This window comes from Chitinophaga sp. S165, assembly GCF_003182155.1.
GTDB lineage: Bacteria > Bacteroidota > Bacteroidia > Chitinophagales > Chitinophagaceae > Chitinophaga.
In genome coordinates, this window is the sequence record NZ_QGTG01000001.1 from 1,280,706 (window position 1) to 1,304,743 (window position 24,038).

Genomic DNA, 24,038 nt, shown 5'->3' on the forward strand with positions numbered 1-24,038 from the left:
CCTGGTGCAGATTTATACTCCTCTAATCTCCACATCGTTGAAATTAGAAGCAATTTTACTGTCTGAAACTGTTCCAACGGCTCTATCATTCCGAACGCATAACTAAAAGGCCAATGCCTCCAACTTCTCCACAACAAGATCACCTATATGCCATCTTCCTAACTTCTGATCATACATTCCCGCATCATAATCATACAATTTCAACCCCCGAACATCGGCTAATTATTATCCTGCAATTCCTGTTCGCTATACTTTGCTCGATTCACTTACCAGGAACGCCCATCATCAAATCTTTCAATTATGCTCTGGATCATTAGCCACATCTAAAAGCATTATCCGAAAACGGATATGTCGATCCAGATAGCAACGGCACAGGGACAATGATCCAACTCTTACAATCTTTCACTAGAACTAAATATTCGCAGGTAATGATCATCGAGCAGATAGAGGATAAACCCGGATTTTGGGCCGAAAGCTGGAACTACGAGAGAGATAGCATAACTGACAAACAAATCAAATAGTTTGTCTATCAATTATGCTTTTCACTTTGCATTATTTGTGCAGAATCAAATTTTGATTAATTCGAGATACATGCATCTTTTTTCACCTTTATATTAAGCTTAATGAAAATGTTTCCAATTATAAGGCTTTTTACATTTCCGATGTCTTAACCACATTGACCATAAAATAACCAGATTTAATTCTCAAACAAAAGAACCAAACATTTTCAATCCCCTCCACCTTCGTTGGATTTTCAGCCTCAATCTCCGTTTGTAATTCCAACTTTCCTTTCTCCCCTAAAAACTTTATTTCAGCAGGGTTCAGTTCTTTACTCCACAAAACCATCGCTGCACTCACATTAGCCGCTTTTACTTGGCTAATATATGTTCCTCCCCTAAATTCCGCAATAAATGTATATGTCTTCATACGTTGATTTACTAATTACTACCTTTTGCCTTCTTACTATGGTTTTCTCCGGTATTGTCCATCTTCTTCTTTTCATGATCTACGCTCCTCTTTAACTTCTCTAGCGCTGCTTTATCTTCTTTCGTCTTATTGGGTTTGCTTTTTAACGCATCGTATTCTTTTTTCACTTTCTCATATCTTTCTTTTGCCGAATCTCTAGCTTTTTGATTTGCGTGTTGCCCGTTCTTACCACCACCATGTCGCTCTGGTACTGTTATGGATTCTATTTTCCCTAATAGTTCCGCCGCTCCTGGTGCTACTGTAGGTTTAGCTTTCATATCTAAAGCCTTCTCCGGAGCTTTCACTGAAATTGCGGTTTCATCTTTGGCAACCGGTGCACCTGCTTTTTCGTTAGGTCTAGTGACATCACTCGCCGTCACTTTTGATAATAAATTCACCACTGCCACTGTGGTTGCAGCTGCTCGATAAACTCTATAAACTTCATACCCTTCAATAGCAAGCTCCAGTCCGTAAATAATGATAGGTATTACGATAGGAAATTTACCATCTGGATCTCCATATTTCGCAGGATTATTGAATGCAAAATGGTATGGTGTTAAATTTTCCTGATCTGTCTCTATAAGAGGGTCCATTTGGAGAAATCTACCCATCTGTTCATCATAAGTCCTTGCATTAAAATCATATAACTCCAGGCCTGAACCATCATTAAACTCTTTCGATTGTAGTTCATTTCCATTGTATTTCCTCCTATTTGCTGAATAACTTGTCCCCTTTAACGTACTTGAAGATATCCCCGCCATCGTCAACCCAAACGGATAATAATGCGTCTCCTCCAACAACGGTCCACTACTCACTCCCAAAACAACATTATCAAAGAACACATCCTGCTGGCTTTCATTACTAGTATAAACATACAAAAATCCGCTCTTCTCCACCGCCATTTTCTCCATTCCAAGTGTCTGCAACTCATCTGGGCTTTCCTTCACCTGCCTTACACCACTATTATTCTCCACTAATTTAAAATCATCATCGAATAAAACAAAGTTTAAATAAGCTTTCGGACGACCAGATTGACCATTTTCACGGTTCTTCTCCTTCAATCGTTGGTAATCATTATTATAAAAGTCCGCACTAAAAGGCGTATTGTTAGAAACAGCCTGTGAAGCGTGTGAGCCATTTTCGCTTACGTTACCGCCAAAAGCCTGCACCAACCCTGCCACAATATCCTCTACTGGCGCTTTCTGACTATTATCGGTCGGGCCTTGCGATTTATAGAACGCTCTTGCTTTTATCTGCACGGTATCTCCTGCCATTACTCTCAGCACCAGCGAAGGACCGATCTTCTTCCCTCCTGACTTTGCATTCAGCTTCGCCACAGACTTATTTGTTTCTGTAGTCTTATCTTCCGGATAACCGGACGGTTTCTCTGATCGCGTTTCTTCTATATTACTAAATAATGCAACTTCTTTAGCCGCCGTTTCTGTCTCCATAGTAGCCGCATACATCGTAAAATCAGTTTGATCGGTCAGTACTGTTCTGACATTTCCAAGATGATCCTTCTCAAAATAGTCATAAGCATAACGAATAGAATCCCCTGTTTTATAAATAGGACGAATACGTCCTTCCTCATGACCTATCAATTCCAGGCTATCCTGTTTGTATACAAACCCGCCGATATAGTCAGTTACTGTCGTCTTCGGAGTGCTGCCTGTATTGTCCACAACGGTCTTACTCAGCTTATTCCCTACAGCATCATACTGGTAAGTGATCGTGCCTTTACCGGTAATAGTAATCTGAGTGGGCAGATTTAAATGATTATAGCTGATTGATGCAATTTTCTTATTCAGATCTGCGATCATGTTTCCATTCAAGTCGTAAGAATAATCATCTACCGCCGTATTACCATCTATAAAGTCACCCAGCATTGCCGATCTGGTAATGGACGAATCTATATCACGTACACCTCTCAATCTGTTGCTAATATCATTTGATGCATAAGTATATGTGAGGCTGTCTATCGTTTTACTCGTCGTGCCAACCATACCTTTCTGCAACATAGTCTTAATATTCCCATTAGCATCGTAACTGAGATTGCTGACAGAAAAGTTCTTTTTGTCCTGTGCCCAGCTGCCTCCATTTTTCTGTGTAAAGTAAGCCCCTGTCAGACGATTGGCCTTATCATAATTATAACCATATGCCCAGGCACTATCCGCACGCGTCTTCCACCTAACACCGGATATATTACCATTGTATTGACTGGAATCAAACCCATAGTCATAACTCAACTCCTGTCCGAACCAGTTAGACGTACTCGCACCACTGTTTACAAAATTTCTATTTATCCCCTGCATCCAGCCACGAATGTTATATGTGTAGTTCAGGCTGTCGATCACACTTCCTGAACTGCCTACTCCGAGACGCTTCTGCTTTAATTGCCCTAATTCATCATAACTGCTTGCTGCTATCAGTTTCTCTTGGCCGACATTGTCGTTTAGTCGCTTCCTGATCGTAAGCAATCTGCCTCCATTATCGTAGGTCATACTTGTGAGCAGGGTACTTTGTGGTGTAATACTTTTTGGGTTCTGATGACGAAGATAGGATGATAACACAGCGCCTTTAAAGTTATAAAGCGTTGTTACCATATCCTTCCCACCAACATTGTTCTCGCTCACTATCTGTATAGGCCTGCCCTTGTCGTTATAATACGTTGTTGTTGTAAGCCATTTATCGGTACCAAGAACCCTTACCTTACTACCCGTAACAAGGCCTTCCGTCATACCGCTAACTGGCAGCTTCTCTGGATATAGAGTATCAGCTGCTACCAGTTTAGCCGTGTCTGTACCAACAAAAGCCAATTTTCCGGTGTAGTTGTAGTCGTCGTAAAAGGTATATGTAAGTGGCGTTAAGTCCGATGCGGGTATGTTAGGAAGCGGGTTCGTAGCAGTAATAATTGTCGTATCTGCAGCTGCTGGGTCTATCTGCATGTCGGTTTCCGCATTGCTACCAGAATCAAATCCATCCAACACCGCAATACTATTTGTCGCTGTATATAAGGAACTACCATCATGACTATACAGAGCCAGATCTGCCTCCGCTGGAGACGCATATGAAATAGACTGGGACGCCGTCGCTCTGTTCATTCTTGCCTGCAATGTATCTCTTGTTGCCGTTCCTTTATAGAGCGCCGTCATTGTTGGACGATTCATCCCGTCATAAAAGGTAACATGCCATTCCATAGGAGATTTGGCCCTTTGAATCGCATCCTGGGTGAACACCAGCCTATCCCGGACATCGTAAACCATAAAAAATTGTCCGGCGCCTGGTACCTTCTTTACTGCTACACGCCGGCGTTCATCATATTGATACTGAAAACACAAGTCGTCTGCAATAGCCGTGCTTATCGTCCAGGTCCCTTTGATCGCATCGACAGCCAGTGGTGGTATAACGAATCGCAACTCATTCAGATCATCGTATACATAATAGGTGCATAACCAACCAATGTGTCCAGTGCCGGGGCTATTCCCAACTTGTACCTTTCTTAGTAAAATATTCCCGTCTTTATCTTTATACTCGATTGTCTGGTTTCCCTGCTCGTCTATAGTCACATTCTTCTGTAACTGGCCAGCCCCATAGTTACCACTACTGGAAGGTAGTCCTGTACCAATACTCCACAGTCTTACAGAATCGCTCACTGCATTAAACTGATACCGCATCTCAACAGGGCGATTAACCCAACTGTTACCTTGTGAATACGCTTTAAGCGTTCTGTTAAGAGGAGACGCCTCAAATCCCACTTGACTATAAAAAATATTCTCTCCTATAACTCCCGGATTAAGCACACCATTCTGATAAAATGCCTTCTGTGCACTAAATGGATCGGTCTTAAACTTACCATCATTGGAGTTACCGGATTGCGGCACATATGGAAGGTATTTATATTGTTCCCGTCCGAACTGATCGTATATAACCGGTGCAACAAGGTCTCTGCCACCTGCACTTATGCCTTTAGAAACTGTTTGCAATGGTCTTCCCAAACCATCAATATATTGAGTCGTCTGCTTAACTTCTCTTATCTTTCTTGCCGTCGACTTAACAGCTGCCGTATCTGTCATTGCCATGTCAGGCTCCCAGGTCCTGACATAATTGACGGAGGTATTTGTATATGCAAAAGGTAGCGGCACTGCAACTGCAGTTGCCCTTGTTCCTCCTGGTTTATTAGGCCCTTGTGCTGATAATGTTCCAGGAATAAGCCCCAGGAAGCATAATACCAGCAGAGACGTACTGTATTTATTAAAGCTCATCGAATTTTGGTTTTCATTTGATAACACCCGCCTGATACAGATACTCACACCAGTAATCAGGGATTGCTTCTCTATTCTGCTTACGCTACTTTGTGATCGCAGCCTGGTATTCATAACTATATTGTTTCAGGATCTTACCATCCTGGTCTTTAACAATTATCAACCTACCGAAGCCATCATAAGTGAAATAAGAAAACGAATTCTTACCGTCACATATAGACGTGATTCCATACAAAGGCTGATAGGTAAAAGACGACATCGTAGCATCAACTGGATACAAACGAAGATCATCAATAGTGACACTTCCGGATACAGAGACAGACGAATTACCAGCCGGCAGTAAATGTTCAAAATAAGTCCATCCGTTTCTAACAGGCCCTTGCGTCAAAGACGTGCCGTTCACTGTTGCTGCTCCACTTTTGCTCCAATAGGAGATCTTATAAGCTTTACCTGTTGTCAACCCACTTTTGCTAATAGCTCCACCGGAAAGCACATATACTTTCCCTCCGGACATTGCAGTCGTATTTATAGAGGGAGTACCTCCATATGTCCAATTTCCTTTACCGTCTTCCTCGAAGCTCGTGAACGCAACTTCATTTGCGGAGGCATTTGCTACCTCTGCTATTACATTGCTACCATTATATCCATAGATATAAGTACTCTTGGAATCATTCATTTTACTCTGTTCATTGACAAAACCCTTTGCAGTGTATTGGCTAAATGAAAGCAGATCTTTGAAAACAGAAGCATCCCGGTTGAAGTTATTTGCATTAAACGCTCCTAACGAACTCGAAAGAACAGGTGAAACCTTAGTAAATGCTGCAATTCCCGTCTTTCTGATTCCCGACGCAACTGATGCATATTGATTTACATAGCCGTTCACCAGGTATTTATTGCTCCCAATCGTCTTCCACGTCTCTACGCTAATTTCAGGCTCATACATGTTGGCTACTTTCATGGCATTAGCAGTAGAAGTACTATATTCATAGGGATAGTATTTTACTGTCTCAATCTTCTCTCCCCTACTGTTAAACGATACAACCGTCTTTGTATTAAAGGCTGTATCATAAGTATAGCTTGTCTCCGTAGACATCCCTATACCATTCGCATACTCAGTTACAATAGTTTTTGCAAGATCTTTCCGGCCAGCTCCGGGAGTGAAAACTCGTGAGGCGAAATAAATCGGTTTATCTACTTGTGACCATTCCGTTATTCCTGCCCTACCCTGAATGGCCCTAAACGCATATTTAACGGGTGTCAACGCTATTGAAGAAAAATTTATAAGTCTGGATGAATTGTTATAGTAATTATCTAAAGTTGTCTGGTATTGGTTTACCGTTACTTTTACAGAATCATTATCCTTATTATAAATCACTTCCTTCTCTAATTGTCCAAAACTCCAGTCAAAATACTTAGGCGGTGTAAAGGGAAATCCATTATAACCCGCCAATCCACCTGTAGTATAGGAAGTGAAATAGCATTCCTTTTTCCCATTACTCAAACTATCGTTCATATAATTTTCCACTACCCTGCTGTATGTCACGGGACTACCATTAATTGTAGCAAGCGATTGCGTAGGTGAACTGGCTCGCGCAATATAATTGGTGAGACCATATCCATTGTAATTGTTATTTACCGGCAATGATTCGCCACCGGTAATGCCGATACTTTCATAAAACTCATAAAATACCGGATATTCATATACAGGCAGAACACCCAAAGCGCCTGAAGACATTGTGCTCCCCTTTTTAACATACTCATATGTTCTTGTACTAGCCGGGCTGAAACGAATACCATCATAATCTTTTATAGACTTTATTCTCAATCCTCCGATATAAAGATCCTTTTTATAGATCTTGGTCGTATCCGGATTATTATTATGCTTTTCAATCCAGGATAAAGTCAGATAGTCCGAGTAATCCATATTTTGCAGGTATGCATAAAAGGAATAGTTACCTGGCTGCATATTATACATATCAAAGGGATAATCTTCATACTGCGCTGACCCGTTACTTTGAATAGGAACTGTTTTAATAACCTGGTTTGAGCTATTTCTAAGCTCCACTATCAAATAACAAGGATTACCTCCCAGACAGGTTCCAAGCTGAAACATACGTATATTAAATGTGGTAGTAGACCCTGCGTCGCCGTTGAAGCTAAATGGAAGCGTGCCTGGATTGCTCGTACTTACATACAAGCCCTGGCTAAAGCTTTTTTCTTTCGTGATGATGTAAACACTATCTGACAGTCTTGGATCTTCAGATGTATTGGCTTCCATCTCAAAATCTGTATAACCGCCTGTGGGATATTTCATTCGCGTGAGAGAGGCAGATTTTACCCTGTTAGGATCCGTAGAACGTTTCCCTCCTGGCAATGTCACATTTCTTGTCTTATCGAAATATTCGGGAATCATATCCCCGGATGGGTTAGTGTTATAAAATCCCCAGTGGTCCTGCTCATTACTTAGATAAGCAGGAAGCGAGCCCGTATAGCTTAGCTCATATCCTGCAGCTTCGCCGGACGCACTGTAGGGAACTACTCTTTTTAAGGTCAACCTGTTGACAGAATAATCATGATACAAATTATATCCCCTGGTAAATGCGCCGTCGCTAATGCTGATCTGCTTTAAGCGATATAGAGCGGAAGGACTTGTCTGATCAGTCCTGAGGGCAGTATCGTAAATAAAACTTATTGTCACCTGGTTCGGAAAGTTGATCTTCTTAAGTCTCTTTCCATTAGTGATAACACTACTATAAGATGTTTCGGGAGCGCTTTTACTTGGTGGCAGGGCACCTCCTAATGCATATACATCGGTTACAAATTTCCCTGATGTATATGAACTAAACTCGTTTTCGTACTCAAACGTAATACTATCTGTAGAAAACGGAGCGATTATTTTAGTAAGATACCACGCGGAAGCATGAATATGAAAATTGCCCGAAGTACCGTCATCAGAACGCTCGATTGCGTCGAAAATATATCTGGCACCTTTCTCATCTGTGATCGTAAACTTTGTGATTTCATCTGCGCTGATAACATGTTGTACCTTCACCTTGTTAGATGTAAGCATCAGGAAATCACCGTTCTTTCCGTAAACAAATTTCCCCGTTTTATTTCCAAAATTAAAAGTAAATATATCGTTCTGGCCATCATATTCACTACTAGCTACCCTTCCGAAAAAATTAGGATAATACCCTTTATAGCAATCATTTCCTAGTTCTTCATTCAATGTAGACGGCGCATTCATAAATCCATACATACTGGCCTCATCCTGTATACCTCTGCATGTTCTCGTCACAGCACCACCGGCATTCAGCGCCCAGCCAATACCAACGTCAGACGCCATTTCATCCACCCGTACACCTCCCGCATGATAATCCAGCGTTACGTCGAGGTTAAGTGAATTGTCTATATTATGAAAGCTGTATAATGGTACATTAATCTGTGGTATACCTGTCGCTAAACTTACAGGTACATCCCCAAACTTACCCAGTGCCGCCGCATTGGGGGCCGGAGGTGTTATCTTCGTCAGGGAAGGCTGATCGCTTATACTGCTCTGCGCCGATAATTTGGACGCACTACATACGCAAGCAGCAAACAGCAGATAAATCAAATAACTTCTATTTCTCATATTGCCTGTCTTTCAAAGTTTAACTATTTCCGATTTTCTTTAAGCCGGTTTATCTCCTTTTGGAGTTCTATGACATGCAACGTCAACTCCTCTATCTTCTGCAGCAATATCTTATTCATCTCTCCCAGATCAACTCCGTTTTTCACCACCTCTCTCTCAGAAGGCACATCAGGCAAGTGCTTATTCTCCTTTATATAAGCTTCGAGCGTTGCTAACGATGGCAGTTTATACTCGGGTTCAAATACAAAATCAGCCCAGCCGGTCTGCGTAACCTTTATTCTCTTTGAAACAATATCTCCATTCACTGCCAGTTTAGCCTGAGGAGCAGTTGTTCCTATTCCAACGTTACCGGTACTTGTTATTACCAGTCTCGGAGTGCCGGTCGTAAACATCTTTATCCCCCCGTATCCGCTAAGCCAATAGGAGTGACCACCTGAGAACCAACTATCCGTCGTCCATTGAAGACCATAGTGTGGCTGGGTCTTATTGTCATAAGAAAATTTATCTGCCAGCGCTACGCCGAATTTCGAGTCCCCAAGTATTGACACATTATTAAAAAAAGTCTGTGCGCCATAGATATCGCCCACGGGCAATTTTGAAAATGTATTATTATCAAAATCACATTTTATACCGTTCGTAGAGGTAGAGGCAAGGAAACCTGTGGGAGCCGTGGTTGTACGGCCGAAAGGATCTATATTCAGCGGACTATCACTTGTGAAATTACCCTTAATGCGATAATATAAATGTCCTGAATAAAAGTTGGACCGAACCCATAAAGCATTGTTATAGACGTAAAAACTAGCAGCTCCCACATTGCCTGAACTACATTGAATTTCCAAACCGTCGAACCTATCACTCGTCTGTTCATACTTATCTGCACGGATAGTATAAGTACCCTGCATATTGTAATAATTAGGGTCTGCCTGAACACTCAGCTCAATTATAGTGGAGTAACGATGAGCGGCCCCATTCACCTGTAACAGCTTATAATAATTATAAGATGCTCCAGTTTCCGTATAGCCCATATCTATCCAATTGTTGTCTTGCCCACTTGCTGATAGAATACCTGAAGCCAGGCTAAATACTAATGCTAAAAGAAAATAACTTATCTGTTTCATTGGTTAATAGAAAATATTTTATTATAAAAATTGCTACTATTTTTACAAAAGAACCTCCTTACCAGGCAGCCTTAATTTAAACGGCGCCTGCAAAAAAATGACAACCTGCTTATACTATTTAAACAGTCGATTGATCTGCTCCTGCTGGGCAGCAATTTTCTTCTCCTGCTCTATCAAATGCAATGTCAACTCCTCAATTTTCTGCAACAGTATCCTATTCATCTCTCCCACATCCTGCCCATCTTTTTTAACTTCAGCTGCAGATGGCACGTCAGGTAGGTGTTTATTAGCCTTTATATACGCTTCCACTTTTGATAATGATGGCAATTTATACTCCTGTTCAAATACAAAGTCAGGCCAGCTTCCGGCTTGGGTAACTTTAATCCTTCTTGCAGCTATTGTTCCTTCCACGGCTAATTTACTTGTGCCTGTGACAGTCGTACCAATACCGAGACTTCCAGCATAATAGTTAGTGCCAGGCCCATTGAAATATGCTGTATGACCATAACTCATTCCTGCCAGGTTTACGCGATTCTCTACAGCGGTTAAAGGGGCATATGTAAATCCTGTTACAGGCGTATAGGTTTCGCCATTGGCCCCGCCATCATATACGACCAGCGACACCGGATAGTTTGAGTAATACGTATAAGTCGTCTTACCTCGCAACCAGATAATCATATTTGCAGAAGCGTTGCCAAAAGAAGCATCTCTCCATCCCCCAATAAAGGATCCGTATGCTGGTATACGACTATTGGCTTGTCTGATATCAGCATCTAGAAACTCAGATCCACAGCCCCAATTATTTACGTGAAATCTAAATTTTGCGATCACGGTGCCCCTCCATGAGCTGTCACGATGAGGGTCTGATCTGCCTATTTCCAATTCTGTGGTCTGATTGGTAGGCGCTCCGCCATCTTTGAATGTAACTACGTAATACTTATTTATATCTCCGCCTACAGTAATGGTTCCTGAAATCTGGGCGCTTACTGTGTTAAAACTAAAAACGCCCGCAATACTAAAAAGAACACTTAATACTCTTAAAACGCTATTCATATTTTGTCTTGTATTTTTATTTTAGAAACAATAGCCCAGCCTCAACTTAACCGGGCTCGTAGACGGCATATTCCCCCTCGCCATAAAATCATACAACAGCATAATATTCCCCTTCAGCTTCGCACTCACCTTATACTTCTTACTTACCCCCAGCAACGCACTCCCCTGCCAGCCACTCCAACTTTTCAACTCATCAACACGCGATATTGTCGATACATGATTCTGCTCAAAACCACCATTCACGAAAAACGTTCCCTTCAGCTTCCAGTCCACAAAAGAACGTAATCCCACACCTTGATGGCTGATAGCTATATGATCCCAGCCGGTTCCCAATCCCAGCTTATAAGACATACCGATACCCGCTGTTCCGTTCTTATGGAACCTATAACCTATTTGGCCGGCGATATCTGATGTTGTCGGGAAATAACGATTAGACTTTTGGAATTGAATATTCCCCCCGAATTCCAATCGTTGCAGGAAACTCTTCGTCTTCATCGGATTGGGCTTAAAGTCAGGCATCTCCCCCGCATTGTCAAGATCAGGGAACTTACTCTTCAGTTCATTTAATTGAGAACGTGCCTGGTCCATCTGTTGACTAACCACCTGCCGCGCGCCAGGATCATTACCAAGTCTTTGCTGGATCAACTGCTCCACCTGGCTACGGGTTTGAAGCCCCTCAAGACTCTGCGCCGTTGCCGCTCCTGATGATCCAAGATTAAAAAGACTTGCCAATTGAGAATTCCGGCGGATAAAATCATTGTAAACAGGCATCTTCTTCAACAATTCCATTGCTTTCGCCTCTGCCTTCTTTTTATCCTTTAGTAAGGTCTTGTATTCGCTGATCTGCTGACCGTAGTAATAAGCCTCTTTATTAATCTTCTGAAGATCTTTTGTAAAGCCGGCATATTGAGATAACTGTTCTTTCAGCTGTTTCTTATGCTCCCGGATGTAAGCCTTTATCTGGTCAGCTTGTTGCAGTTTTCCCTGTAGGGCCTCAATGTTATTAGTAACATCGGCAAGCTTCCCTTTTGATGCACCTAACAGTTCTCCTCTCCCTTCCAGAAACTTTAACGAACTACCAAGTGTATCAAGATAGCCGCCACCTCCACCCAGAGGCAGTTTGCTTGTCACTTTATTTTTTAGTCCTGCTTTCAGACTCCCAAGACTGTCTATTGATTTCGAGAAAATATTACCTGCAGCCACTGAATCCACCTTCCACAGACGGGCCTTCATTTTCTTCTCCTGTTTAAGCAAACGGCTCAACGCTTTGTCAGTCCGCTTATTTACCTGCTGTTCCGTACGCATTGATTTCTGCTTCACCTGAGACAAATACCTTGCAGGTAACTGTGGTGCATTCTTAAAGCTGCTATCCTGGACTGGCGCCGTGGAATCTTTACGCGGAGCGTCAACAGAACTGTGCAGATTTATCATAAGTAGACTTACAATAATCCAACTAGTCATATGTATAGGCTAAGATCTAAATTGAAAATGCTGATTTCTTACGAACAAAGTATAGGTAACCACAACGGTTATTGGGCAACATAAAACTTTAACTATAAATCAAAGGTCATAAAACGATATGAAAAAACACATAACATTTTCGTTGTACAGAAGTTATAAACTAAGTATCTTTCGCTGCAAAGGAAACAACTAAGAACGCATTGTATCTGCGTGTAAAAACGAGGTAGTACTCTCTTTACATCATCGTCATCTGTATTGTCTTGATAATAAATAATCATTTCTTTACCTCCTTTATATGTCTGTAACTTAACAATTTTGAAGCTATCAACAACGGCTACCTTATTAATAAATAAATGAGTATAGATAACCCTGTTATCTTTTCGACCCCTAAACTATCTGGAAGACTTACAAACTGAGTCCTTCGCGTAATTTCAAAAGGTAGAGGTTCTACCGGATCAATTATCTCATTTCCATGTTTGCTTTGACTTTTACTGACTGTTTGGCCTAAGCATCCAATACAATAATGAAGAAATTAAGCAAAATATATAAAGCGCTTTATTCATATCACCTTATTAATGGAAAAAATTTTCTAATAACAGGATTAATATCTTGTTCTTTAATTCTTCCATCCTTATTGTATAATACGCCGTTTTTATACTTAACCTTGTCTTTTTGATTTTCCCCATAAGATATCCATATTTCCTGCCCAGTCGGATCATTAAACAGAATAGGACTACTATTGATATAACGATAGGACGAGTAGCCAAAGGTGTCAACTACTGATACTCGCTAATAAATAGCTATCGATTACAACAAATACAAATGCGGCCTTTAAAAAGCCGCATTCATAATCTATAACAAAAAATATAATTTATATCGTACCCACACAACTTCTACCTGTTTATAACATTTGCTCCAAATTCTCTTATTTCGGTCTTTTTATATGTTAAACACCATTATACCATCTGATGAATGCTTCAAAAACGCCTCGAATGCCTTCATCAATCGTGATACGCACCCACTTCTAAAACAATACGCTTCAATTGAATTAGAGCTTCTCCTCTTTAAACTTCCGGCAAAGCTCCATTTTATTCAAAGTCTGGTGAGCATCCAACCAATGGGAAAAATCAGTTAGCTGAATTTTATTAAAAATTTCTTCAATGAGATCCGGATCATTTGGGATATTTTTGTCATTACCACAGGCACCCATTAGGTATGCATAGATCAATACTTTCGATCCCATTTCTTTGTTAAAGTGTCCTTCCCATTCCCTTGCTATTGATGAATAAGGTTTGGGGGAATAAATCCAACCACATCGTGAGGAATCACCTTGAAACACCAATATTTTTTTGAGAATGGTACTGTCTGCATTAAAAAAAGAAGTCACTGCTGTATAGTATACCAGACTATCCTCCTTAAAATCCTCAGGTTTTTTTTTATAAAACTCCAATAGCCGATCTTCGGAGTTTTTTATATTCCTGACATAACAGTATCTCAAACTATCCAACAATCCATTTAACTGCTGATCAACTGTATACCGGGATACCTTCGTCGTATCCAGATTTTGCGTCTGAGGCTTTTGTGATTTCCCATTTATACCATTTTGACAGCTCATGAATATCAAATACAGCAAAGTGCTTAATAATATACGCATTATAATTACTTTATTGGTTTAATAAAATATGTCTGTTTTTTTTCTTGTGTGAGGACCTGTACCCCACTTATAACGGAGCGCGCATTATCTGATACTGGCTTTAATGATCGCTGTGTAATAGGGTCATTGAAGAACGCCTTGGCCTGATCGAATCTAAAATAAACTCTTGCCTCATACGTTTTTCCTTTTACTTCAAAAGTAGGATTAGCTCCCGGTTGATTATATCCCGCCGGAACATCTCTAGGATGATGTTTATATAATCCGTCCTGCCCCCACTTACTCTCAACTTCAATCGTATTACCCTTGGCATCTACCTGAGTCACAACCCCAGAATGAGTTGCCTCCACGTTTCCGTTTTTGTCGACGTTAAAATATATTACTCTATCTCCCGGTTGATTGGGTTCGTCAAACTTTAACGCCTTATAGTTACCTGTATTATTTAACGGGTCGTTATCCCACTTAGGAGCTTCTTCAATGTTCTGTTTATCTTTAGGATCTCCTTTGCTATTATCCCAGGCAAAAGAATGGCAATTGTATGCATTATATGCGTCTTTTGCAAAGCCTGTAATGCTACCATAGCTATCATAAGTATATAAAGGTGTTGCGCTCCCTGTTTGGACAGCTCCCGTATACGTTTTGCTGTTAATCGCACTATCGCCTCTTCCATCCGGATCTACAAATTTGATAGGATTATTCAATACATAATGATACGGCGAATAACTTTCATACTTATCTGCCAATGGATCCTTAACGTGCCATCTTCCTATCTGTCCATCATACATCCTTGCTCCATAATCGTACCATTCCAATCCACGATCATCTGCAAATTCCTTATTTTGAAGCTCTTTACCATTAAATTTCAGACGGTTCTCCGGATAATTTGTTCCTTTCAATGCATTAGTGCTTATTCCAGGCATTGTCAATCCGTAAGGATAATAGTGCGTCTCTTCCAGTAACGGTCCGCTGCTAATTCCTAACATAATATTATCAAAGAATACGTCCTGCTGGCTCTCATTACTGGTATAAATATACAAAAAGCCACTTTTCACCATAATCATCTTTTCCACACCCAACTCCTGCAGCTCATCCGGACTATTCTTTACTTGCCTTACACCACTATTGTCTTCCACTAATTTAAAATCATTGTCGAATAATATAAAGTTCAAATAAGCCTTCGGACGGTTTGACGAGCTATTCTCTTTGTTTTTCTCCTTTAATCGCTGATAGTTATTATTGTAAAAATCTGCATTAAAGGGTGTATTATTAGAACCCGCTGCTGAAGCATGTGATCCACCTCCACTACCATTTCCACCAAACGCTTGCACTAAACCAGCCAACATATCTTCCACTGGAAGTTTCTGACTATTATCCCCTGGTCCTTGCGCCTTATAGAAGGCACGTGCATTAATCTGTACAGTATCTCCTGCCATTACATGCAAAACCAATGACGGACCTACTTTTTTTCCACCCGATTTAGCATTTAATTTTGCCACAAATGCGTTTTTCTCTGTAGTCTTATCTTCAGGATAGCCTGCTGGCTTTTCAGCCCTTGTTTCTTCTACATTGCTGAACAAAGCGGCTTCCTTTGAAGCAGAAACTATTTCCATTGTGGCAGCATACATGTTAAAGTCGGTTTGATCCGTCAGAACAGTACGAACATTACCCAAATGATCCTTTTCGAAATAATCGTATGCAAATCTTATAGAGTCTCCTGTCTTGTAGATTGGCCGAATACGGCCTTCTTCATGAACAATCAGCTCCAGAGAGTCCTGGGCATATACAAAATTGCCTACATAATCAGTCACCGTTGTTTTGGGAGACGCGCCTGTGCTATCGAGTACTGTCTTACTTAACTTACTGCCTGTTGCATCGTACTGATATGTGATGATGCCTTTTCCCTTGAGGGCTATCACCACTGGTAAATTCAAATGGTTATAGGTAATTGACGCGATGTTTTTATTTAGGTCCGTAACCAAATTGCCATTGACATCATAAGCATAATCATTTCCAGTATTCGTGCCGTCTCTAAAGTCTCCCAGCTTAGCTGTAGCAGTAACACTTGACTTTGCATCTGTCACAGATGCAAGCTTATTACTGGTTGCATTAACATAAGAATATGTAAGTTGGTCAATGAAATCATTCGATACTCCAATCATTCCCTTTTGCCACATTGACCTGATGTTACCATTTGCATCGTAGGAAAGGTTGCTGACTGTAAAATCTTTTTTATCCTGTGCCCAGTTGGCACCATTTTTCTGAGTAAAATATGCTCCTGTTAACCGGTTTGCCTTGTCGTAATAATAACCATATGCCCACGCACTGTCGGCTCGTGTTTTCCATTTAACACCAGAAACATTTCCATTATACTGGCTGCTATCGAAGCCATAATCGTAGCTCAATTCCTGGCCAAACCAATTTGAAGTACTGCTTCCACCAGACACGAAGTTTTTATTGATGCCCTGTATCCATCCCCGCACATTATAAGTATAATTCAAAGTATCGAGCAAACTTCCTGAGGTGGTGACTCCCAGACGCTTCAATTTCAGTTGTCCCAACTCATCATAGCTATTAACCGCAATTAGCTTTTCCTCACCGGTGTTTAGACGCTTCCGGACCGTAAGCAGCCTGCCACCATGATCATATGTCATATTCGTCGCCAAAATGGTTTGCTGATTGATGCTTTTAGGATTCTGATGTCGCAAATAAGTGCTTAACACGGCTCCTTTAAAACTATAAAGCGTGGACAGGACATCCTTTCCTCCTACATTATTCTCACTTATTACCTGCACAGGACGTCTTTTGTCATTGTAATAGATAGTAGTCGTCAGCCATTTATCCGAATTTAAAACCCTCACTTTGCGGCCTGTCACCAATCCCTCTGTCATATTGCTATAAGCAGTTGCTAACGCCTCGGGGTAAAGCGTATCGGATGCCTGTGGCTTCGATATATCGCTACTTATCCAACCAAGCTTTCCATTATAATCATAGTTATCATAAAATGTATACGTCAACGGTGTTAATGACGCTGATGAAATACCAGCCAATGAACTTGCTGAAACAATTGTTGTATCTGTAGATGTAGGATTAATTTCCGCCAGAAAATCAGATCCTGTGCCTGAATCAAATTCACCAAGCATTGTTATACTATTACTGGCGGTATATAATGAACTACCATCATAATCGTATAGTGCAAGATCAGTCTTTCCAGGTGACACATTGCTTATAAATTGAGAACTCCCCGCGCCATTCATATTTGCCTGCAAAGCTTCTCTCGTAGAACTCCCTTTATAAATAGCAGTCATTACTGGCCGGCTAAGCCCATCGTAAAAGGTGGCAAACCATTCCATTGGCGACTGTACCCGCTGAATGGAATCCTGCGTAAATACCAGTCTATCCCTCAAATCGTACACCATAAAAGTCCGCCCTGCACCAGGCACTTTCTTTATTACCATACGTCGCTGATCATCGTACTGGTATTGAAAACAAAGATCATCTGCTATCATGGTACTAATGCTCCACGCATTTCTCATTACAGCCTCAACTGCTAATGGAGGGATTACAAATCTAAGGTTTCCCAGATCGTCATTTACGTAGTATGTACATAACCAGCCAATATGCGCAGTCCCCGGCGTACCAGAAAGCTGTACCTTCTTCAGAACCAATTGTCCATTTTTGTCCTTAAATTCGACTACCTGATTTTTCGCTTCGTTTATCACCACATTTTTATATAACTGACCAGCCGCATATGTACCCGCACTGGTCGGGACGCTGGCGGTCACATTCCATATTCTTACAGAATCTCCTACCGTATTAACCTGGTATTGGTTCTGTTGTGGGCGGCTAACCCAGCTACTTCCAGGACCATAGTCTTTCAGTGGACGGTTAAGCGGAGAGGCTTCAAACTCTGTCCTGCTATAAAAAATACTGTCTCCCGCTATGCCAGGATTAAGGATCCCGTTTCGATAGAACACTTTCTGTACGGCAAAAGGGGTACTTTTAAACTTCCCGTCACTCACATTACCAGATTGCTGCACATAAGGCATATATTTATAGCTTTCCCGTCCAAAATCATCATATACTACGGGCACTACCATATCTCCGCCAGCACTACTGACACCCTTTAATACTGTCTGCAGCGGACGCCCAAGCCCATCAAAATATTGTGTGGTTTGCTTTACTTCCCTGGTCTTTTTTGACATCAGCACAGATACCGTAGTGTCTGTCACCGGCATATCTGGTTCCCAAGTTCTGACATAATTGCTCACCGTATTTGTATATGCGGCAGGCGTTTGTACAGGAGTGGCAACCGCACGCGTCCCTCCCGGCCTGTTAGTCTGAGCAGATAAAACACCGGTATGCAAAACACCTACCAGTAATAATCCTGCAATTATCCTATATTGTATAAAATTCATATTGTATAGGTATTATTTGGTGATAGATGCCTGGAACTGATAGTCAAACTGCTTAAATATTTTCCGTTCCTGGTCTCTGATTACTTTTAATCTGCCAAGGCTGTCATAGGAATAATATAATATCTGGTTGTTATCATTACACTCTGTAGTTACTCCAACCAATGGATCATAAGTATAAGTATACATTGCAGCACCAAGAGGTAATAACCTCAACTCATCAATAGAACCCGTTCCTGTTATAGTAATAGAGGTCACACCTTTAATTTTATGCTGAAAGTATGTCCATCCTCTCACGAACTGGCCTTTCAATGGATACCCCGCTATTGTTCCTGCTATGTTGTAAGGAGATGTATTTTTAGTCCAATAAGAAACAACATAAGTTTTAGCAGCAGTAAGCCCTGTTTTAGTAACAGCACCACTTGCTATATTATAGCATTTCATACCAGTTATACCTGCAGTATCAATTACGGTTCCTGCATATGTCCAGTTGCCTTTCCCACCTGCTTCAAAACTACTATATGCAATAGCTGATGCAGCTGCATTCGTCACCTTTGCTATCGGCACCATAGGGGAATAGTCCCACAGATATCCCGTACTGTCACCGCCAGCATTATGACTGTCCAGTAAATTCCCTGTAGCATCATAACTATCGAAATAATTTTCACCCCGGTAAGCTGGATGCAATAATAACTGTCCGGTTGAACTGATATTTGAGACAGTCGTATCGGCTAATGGGCTATCATTCCGCAACTGATAGATTACTTTTGGTTTGTAAGCATCTCCGAATTTACTGTACTCAATAAAAGCACCTTGTACTAATCTTTTGCCAGAAGTTCCTGTAACAAGCGTCTGTTCCTCTATCAATGGAGTGATAATGTGCTGCAACTTCATTTTTTGAACGAATGAATTACTACCAGCACTTGTATAGTCATCAGGATACCGATACTTTTTCGTTACTATTTTCCCGTCACTGGTTAAGGTCTGCATACCTGTCATCTGCTTATGGTTGACATTCCCATAAAAAAAGTTTTTAACAGCAACTAAGGTTTGACTTCCACTATATGTCGTTTTTGTCTCTTTGCTCAGTACCGGCCATACGGAATAGTTATCGTAAAATTTAATCCTGTACTGAGGCTCCATCATTGCAGCGGTCACTCTTGTTATCTCGTCAAAGGCATACAGCTTCAATCCTTTTATAGTTTCACTGTTTGCACCAGAGATGTACTCATTTTCAGTCTTTTCTACTAATACTCCTGCCGAATCATATGACATACTTTTGAGAAGCTTTCCGTTCCACAATCCAGGCATTGATGGCAGAAAAGGTAAGGCTGTATTACTATTCTCATAATTGAAATAGTAATATTCATTCTGCCCCCCTTCTCCATTCTCTCCCAATTTTTCCGTAACCTTGTCATATCCGACCGGATTTGCGCTTGAATTCAATCCTGCAGAGAAGACCGTACTGGATTCCCTTCCCACATAGCCAGCTGTATAAGTGCATGACATAGCATCTCCTGTCCATGGATCGATATTACTTGTATACTGGAATGAATAGTATGTCACCGGTTTGGTGATCAACCTTCCGGAAGAAGTATCACCATTCATTCTATACTCATATTTCTTTACATTGTAGTACTTACCGTCTACCTTGTTTCTTATAGCCTTGATTCTTAAACCGGCGCCCAATTTCCTATTTGTCTTGATCCGCTCATCATATGCAGCCCACATTCTGGTGGAGTATCCCTGAACATACCTGCTCTCTATTACATAGGTACCTGGAAAACAGACTACGTCCTGGTTATCTCCGTTAAAAAAGTTGCTGTATGATGTAAAAAATTGTCCATTCCTGTACACATTTGCATATACGTATTGAAGCTCCGGATTAATCAGATCTGGCGCATTAGGATCCGTTTTTGAGTAGCTAAAACGGAAATTAACTTTCGGTGTATCATTAACAATGATAAACGTATCCAGACTCCTGCTGAAGGTATAATCATCATCCGCTTCAGTATGAAAAGTCACTGGTGTAATATAATATCTATCGTCGCCTACAAGATTTGAATAATCGTTAAGCTCATATTCAAATTCCGTACTTCCACCTGTGGGATATGTCATCGACGATAAAACACCCCTCCTTATATTTGCAATTGTTGTATCAGGCTCCCTGTTCGCTCCTCCAAAATATTGCCCCGCCTGGCGTACAGTAAGAGCAGGTGCTAACGACTGGTTAGGCCTGTTGTTATAATATCCCCAATAATCAACCGATCTTGTCACTTTGGGAGGCAAGTTGGTCTGATCAAAATAGGTAAACTTATAAGGTGACTTCTTGAATGCAGTACTGCTGCCATACTCAACTATTGAGTCTAATTTCAGGCGGGAATAACCTGATCCTGTGAAATAATTGTAATAAAAGGAAAATCCCTTAATCTGTGCCCCAGTTTGATTCTTTATTATGAGATCGGATAGCTTCCCTGGTTTGATACTGTTGATGTACTCCAAGTCTGTTCTATCACTGGTTATAAAATCAATCGTACCTCCCGGGAAGACGATTTGTCTAAGAGACGATTCATGTACAACCTGTTTACTGCTATAATAAGTTTCATATGTGCCTGCGGGGCCAGAAGAACAAAATCCCGTAAGAAACGTCTGATTGTATTTCTTTTCTGACCAATATAATGGGGATACAATATCACCTTTCACATCGTACAAAAATTTAATAATATTCCTGGCCGGCGTGACAATAGAATCCAGATACCACGCAGTAGTAACAGGTATCCCGGCATTAAACGATGTTAGTGGCGTGCCCTCAGGTGCAGGCGCAGAACTGGATGGATAGCTATAATCTACGGAAGACTCTGTCCTGCCAAAATAGTATATATTTCCTACCCCATCCGTAACTTTCCAGTTGCCAAGCGTTTCCTGGAATTCTGCTAACAAAGTATTCTGTTCATCCATCAAAACTTTTGATCCATTTGCTTTCTTATCCAACACAAATTTGCCTGTAAATCCAGCGAAATTGAAACTAAAGAGATCAGGATCGGAATCCGTCCTGCCAACAAAAACATCGTTCAAATATTGTTTTTCCGCAGGCCAGTTCGCGGTTATTGCATAATCATTGCTGGCAGTATTCGGTGGTAATGCGGCTTCCCGAAAATAGCCTCCATTACCGAAATCATCCGCTCCCCGAACTGTCCGGGTTATAACACCACCTGCTGACATGGTCCAGCCCAAGCCCACCCAACCGGCATTTTCATTAACCCTCACTCCGTTAGAACTGTAGGTAAGTGTAATGGGAAGTGAAAAATCATTTATCTCAACATTGTAAAGGGGCACAGATATAGAGGGCATACCAGAATAATAACTTACAGGGGTCTCACCAAAACGCCCGAGGGATGCAGCTGTTGGAGAAGGTGGAATTATCTTACCTGGTTGATATATTAGTTGAGCTTTTATATTCCCCACAAGAAGGATTGCTAGAAAAGCTACCATAAGAAGTCGTCGATACATAAGTATAGATTGTTTGTTATAGGCCACAGTACACCTACTAATAGCCAATAGGAAACCGAATTATTACCGAATTATAGATATCCGTAAGAATATAACCTATTTAGACATTAATTTACTTACAGACTCGTTTAACTTCGTTATCTGATCTTTCTGCTGTTGCATTTGTAATTTCTGCTCTTTGTTAATCTTCTCCTGCTCTATCAAATGCAATGTCAACTCTTCTACCTTCTGCAGCAGGATCCTATTCATCTCACCCAGATCCAGTCCTTCTTTTGCTACCTCTTTTGCAGACGGAACATCAGGCAAATGTTTATTTTCTTTTATATAGGCGTCCAGTTCTGATAGGGAAGGCAATTTATACTCAGGCTCAAATACGAAATCCGGCCATGTAGCAGCCTGCGTAACTTTAACTCTCCTTGCTGCTATTGTTCCTTCTACAGCTAATTTACTTGTACCGACATTCCTGGTCCCGATACCAACGCTGCCACCAAAATAGTTAAGTCCAGCTCCATTGAAATATCCCGTATTCCCATAGGTCATACCATACATGTTCACTGTGTTATCCACCGCCGATTTCGCACCATATATTGTTCCTCCTGTAGCTGGTTGGTAAGTGGAAGGGTTTTGAACACCATCATAAACAGTAGGCATTACCGTATAGTTAGAATAGTATTTATATGTTGTGTTACCGCGCAGCCAGATAACGACACTTGCGGAAGCATTACCAAAAGAGGCATCCACCCAACCTCCAATGAAAGAACTGTAAGATGCCACGTGACTATTGGCCTCCCTGAGATCCGCATCAATAAACTCAGACCCACAACCCCAGTTGTTGACATGGAATCTAAATTTTGCGATAATGGATCCTCTCCATGAGCTGTCCTGATGAGGGTTGGATCTACCGATTTCCAGTTCCGTAGCCAGATGCGATGAATTTGCGCCATCTACGAACGCAACCGGATAATAAACACCAATTTGCCCGTTTACCGTGATAGTCCCAGAAAACTGGGCGCTTGCGGTCTTCACACTTAAAACCCCCGCAACACAAAACAAAACACTTACTAATCTTAAAACTTTGTTCATATTTATTTTTATATTTTAATTCTAAAAATTGTAACCTAATCTCAACTTAACCGGACTACTCGACGGCATATTCCCTCTCGCCATAAAATCGTACAACAGCATAATATTCCCCTTCAGCTTCGCACTCACCTTATACTTCTTACTTACCCCCAGCAACGCACTCCCCTGCCAGCCACTCCAGCTCTTCAACTCATCAACCCGCGAGATCGTCGACACATGATTCTGCTCGAACCCACCATTCACGAAAAACGTTCCCTTCAGCTTCCAGTCCACAAAAGAGCGTAATCCCACACCTTGATGGCTGATTGCTATATGGTCCCAGCCTGTCCCTAAACCCAGCTTATAAGACATACCGATACCCGCTGTTCCATTCTTATGGAACCTATAACCTATTTGGCCCGCGATATCTGATGTTGTCGGGAAATAACGATTAGACTTTTGGAATTGAATATTCCCCCCGAACTCCAATCGTTCCAGGAAACTCTTCGTCTTCATCGGATTGGGCTTAAAGTCAGGCATATCCCCCGCATTATCAAGATCAGGGAACTTACTCTTCAATTCATTTAATTGAGAACGTGCCTGGTCCATCTGCTGACTAACCGCCTGCCGCGCGCCAGGATCATTACCAAGTCTTTGCTGGATCAGCTGCTCCACCTGACTTCGGGTTTGAAGCCCCTCAAGGCTCTGCGCTGTCGCCGCTCCCGATGATCCAAGATTAAAAAGACTGGCCAATTGAGAATTACGGCGGATAAAATCGTTGTACACAGGCATTTTCTTCAGCAATTCCATTGCTTTCGCCTCTGCCTTCTTTTTATCCTTTAGTAAGGTCTTGTATTCGCTGATCTGCTGACCGTAGTAATAAGCCTCTTTATTAATCTTCTGAAGATCCTT

10 protein-coding genes and 1 pseudogene are annotated in these 24,038 nt (G+C 41.3%); all 11 read right to left on the reverse strand.

All coding sequences use genetic code 11. From position 1 onward, the window contains the following. Positions 1-651 precede the first annotated feature (651 nt). Positions 652-927 (reverse strand): hypothetical protein, encoded by a 276-nt coding sequence (locus C7475_RS04630; RefSeq protein WP_110051597.1) that lies wholly within the window; start codon positions 925-927, stop codon positions 652-654. An 11-nt stretch (positions 928-938) separates the two neighbouring features. Beyond that, positions 939-5,228, reverse strand: a complete 4,290-nt coding sequence (locus C7475_RS04635) for a DUF6443 domain-containing protein (protein WP_110052813.1) — start codon at positions 5,226-5,228, stop codon at positions 939-941. 85 nt (positions 5,229-5,313) lie between these two features. Then, a complete protein-coding gene (locus C7475_RS04640) occupies positions 5,314-8,859 on the reverse strand; it encodes a hypothetical protein (protein ID WP_110051600.1) in 3,546 nt (1,181 codons plus the stop codon). A 23-nt stretch (positions 8,860-8,882) separates the two neighbouring features. After that, complete coding sequence (locus C7475_RS33125; protein WP_199236170.1) at positions 8,883-9,884, reverse strand: hypothetical protein; 1,002 nt, start codon at positions 9,882-9,884, stop codon at positions 8,883-8,885. Positions 9,885-10,091: 207 nt separating this feature from the next. Then, positions 10,092-11,030: a hypothetical protein gene (locus tag C7475_RS04650; RefSeq protein ID WP_110051603.1), complete on the reverse strand. Its 939-nt coding sequence runs from the start codon at positions 11,028-11,030 to the stop codon at positions 10,092-10,094. A 21-nt stretch (positions 11,031-11,051) separates the two neighbouring features. Next, the gene (locus C7475_RS04655) at positions 11,052-12,461 is read right to left on the reverse strand and encodes a hypothetical protein (RefSeq protein ID WP_110052814.1); all 1,410 of its coding nucleotides are present in this window, start codon (positions 12,459-12,461) and stop codon (positions 11,052-11,054) included. A gap of 1,078 nt (positions 12,462-13,539) precedes the next feature. Then, on the reverse strand, positions 13,540-14,106 hold the full coding sequence (locus C7475_RS04660; protein WP_110051606.1) for a hypothetical protein: 567 nt from the start codon (positions 14,104-14,106) through the stop codon (positions 13,540-13,542). A gap of 44 nt (positions 14,107-14,150) precedes the next feature. Then, positions 14,151-18,557: a DUF6443 domain-containing protein gene (locus tag C7475_RS04665; RefSeq protein WP_110051608.1), complete on the reverse strand. Its 4,407-nt coding sequence runs from the start codon at positions 18,555-18,557 to the stop codon at positions 14,151-14,153. Positions 18,558-18,569: 12 nt separating this feature from the next. Continuing rightward, positions 18,570-22,091: a hypothetical protein gene (locus C7475_RS04670; protein ID WP_146217466.1), complete on the reverse strand. Its 3,522-nt coding sequence runs from the start codon at positions 22,089-22,091 to the stop codon at positions 18,570-18,572. A gap of 69 nt (positions 22,092-22,160) precedes the next feature. Then, positions 22,161-23,147: a hypothetical protein gene (locus C7475_RS04675; RefSeq protein ID WP_110051613.1), complete on the reverse strand. Its 987-nt coding sequence runs from the start codon at positions 23,145-23,147 to the stop codon at positions 22,161-22,163. Between the two features lie 21 nt (positions 23,148-23,168). After that, a pseudogene (locus C7475_RS04680) lies at positions 23,169-24,038 on the reverse strand (hypothetical protein); the annotation flags it as partial.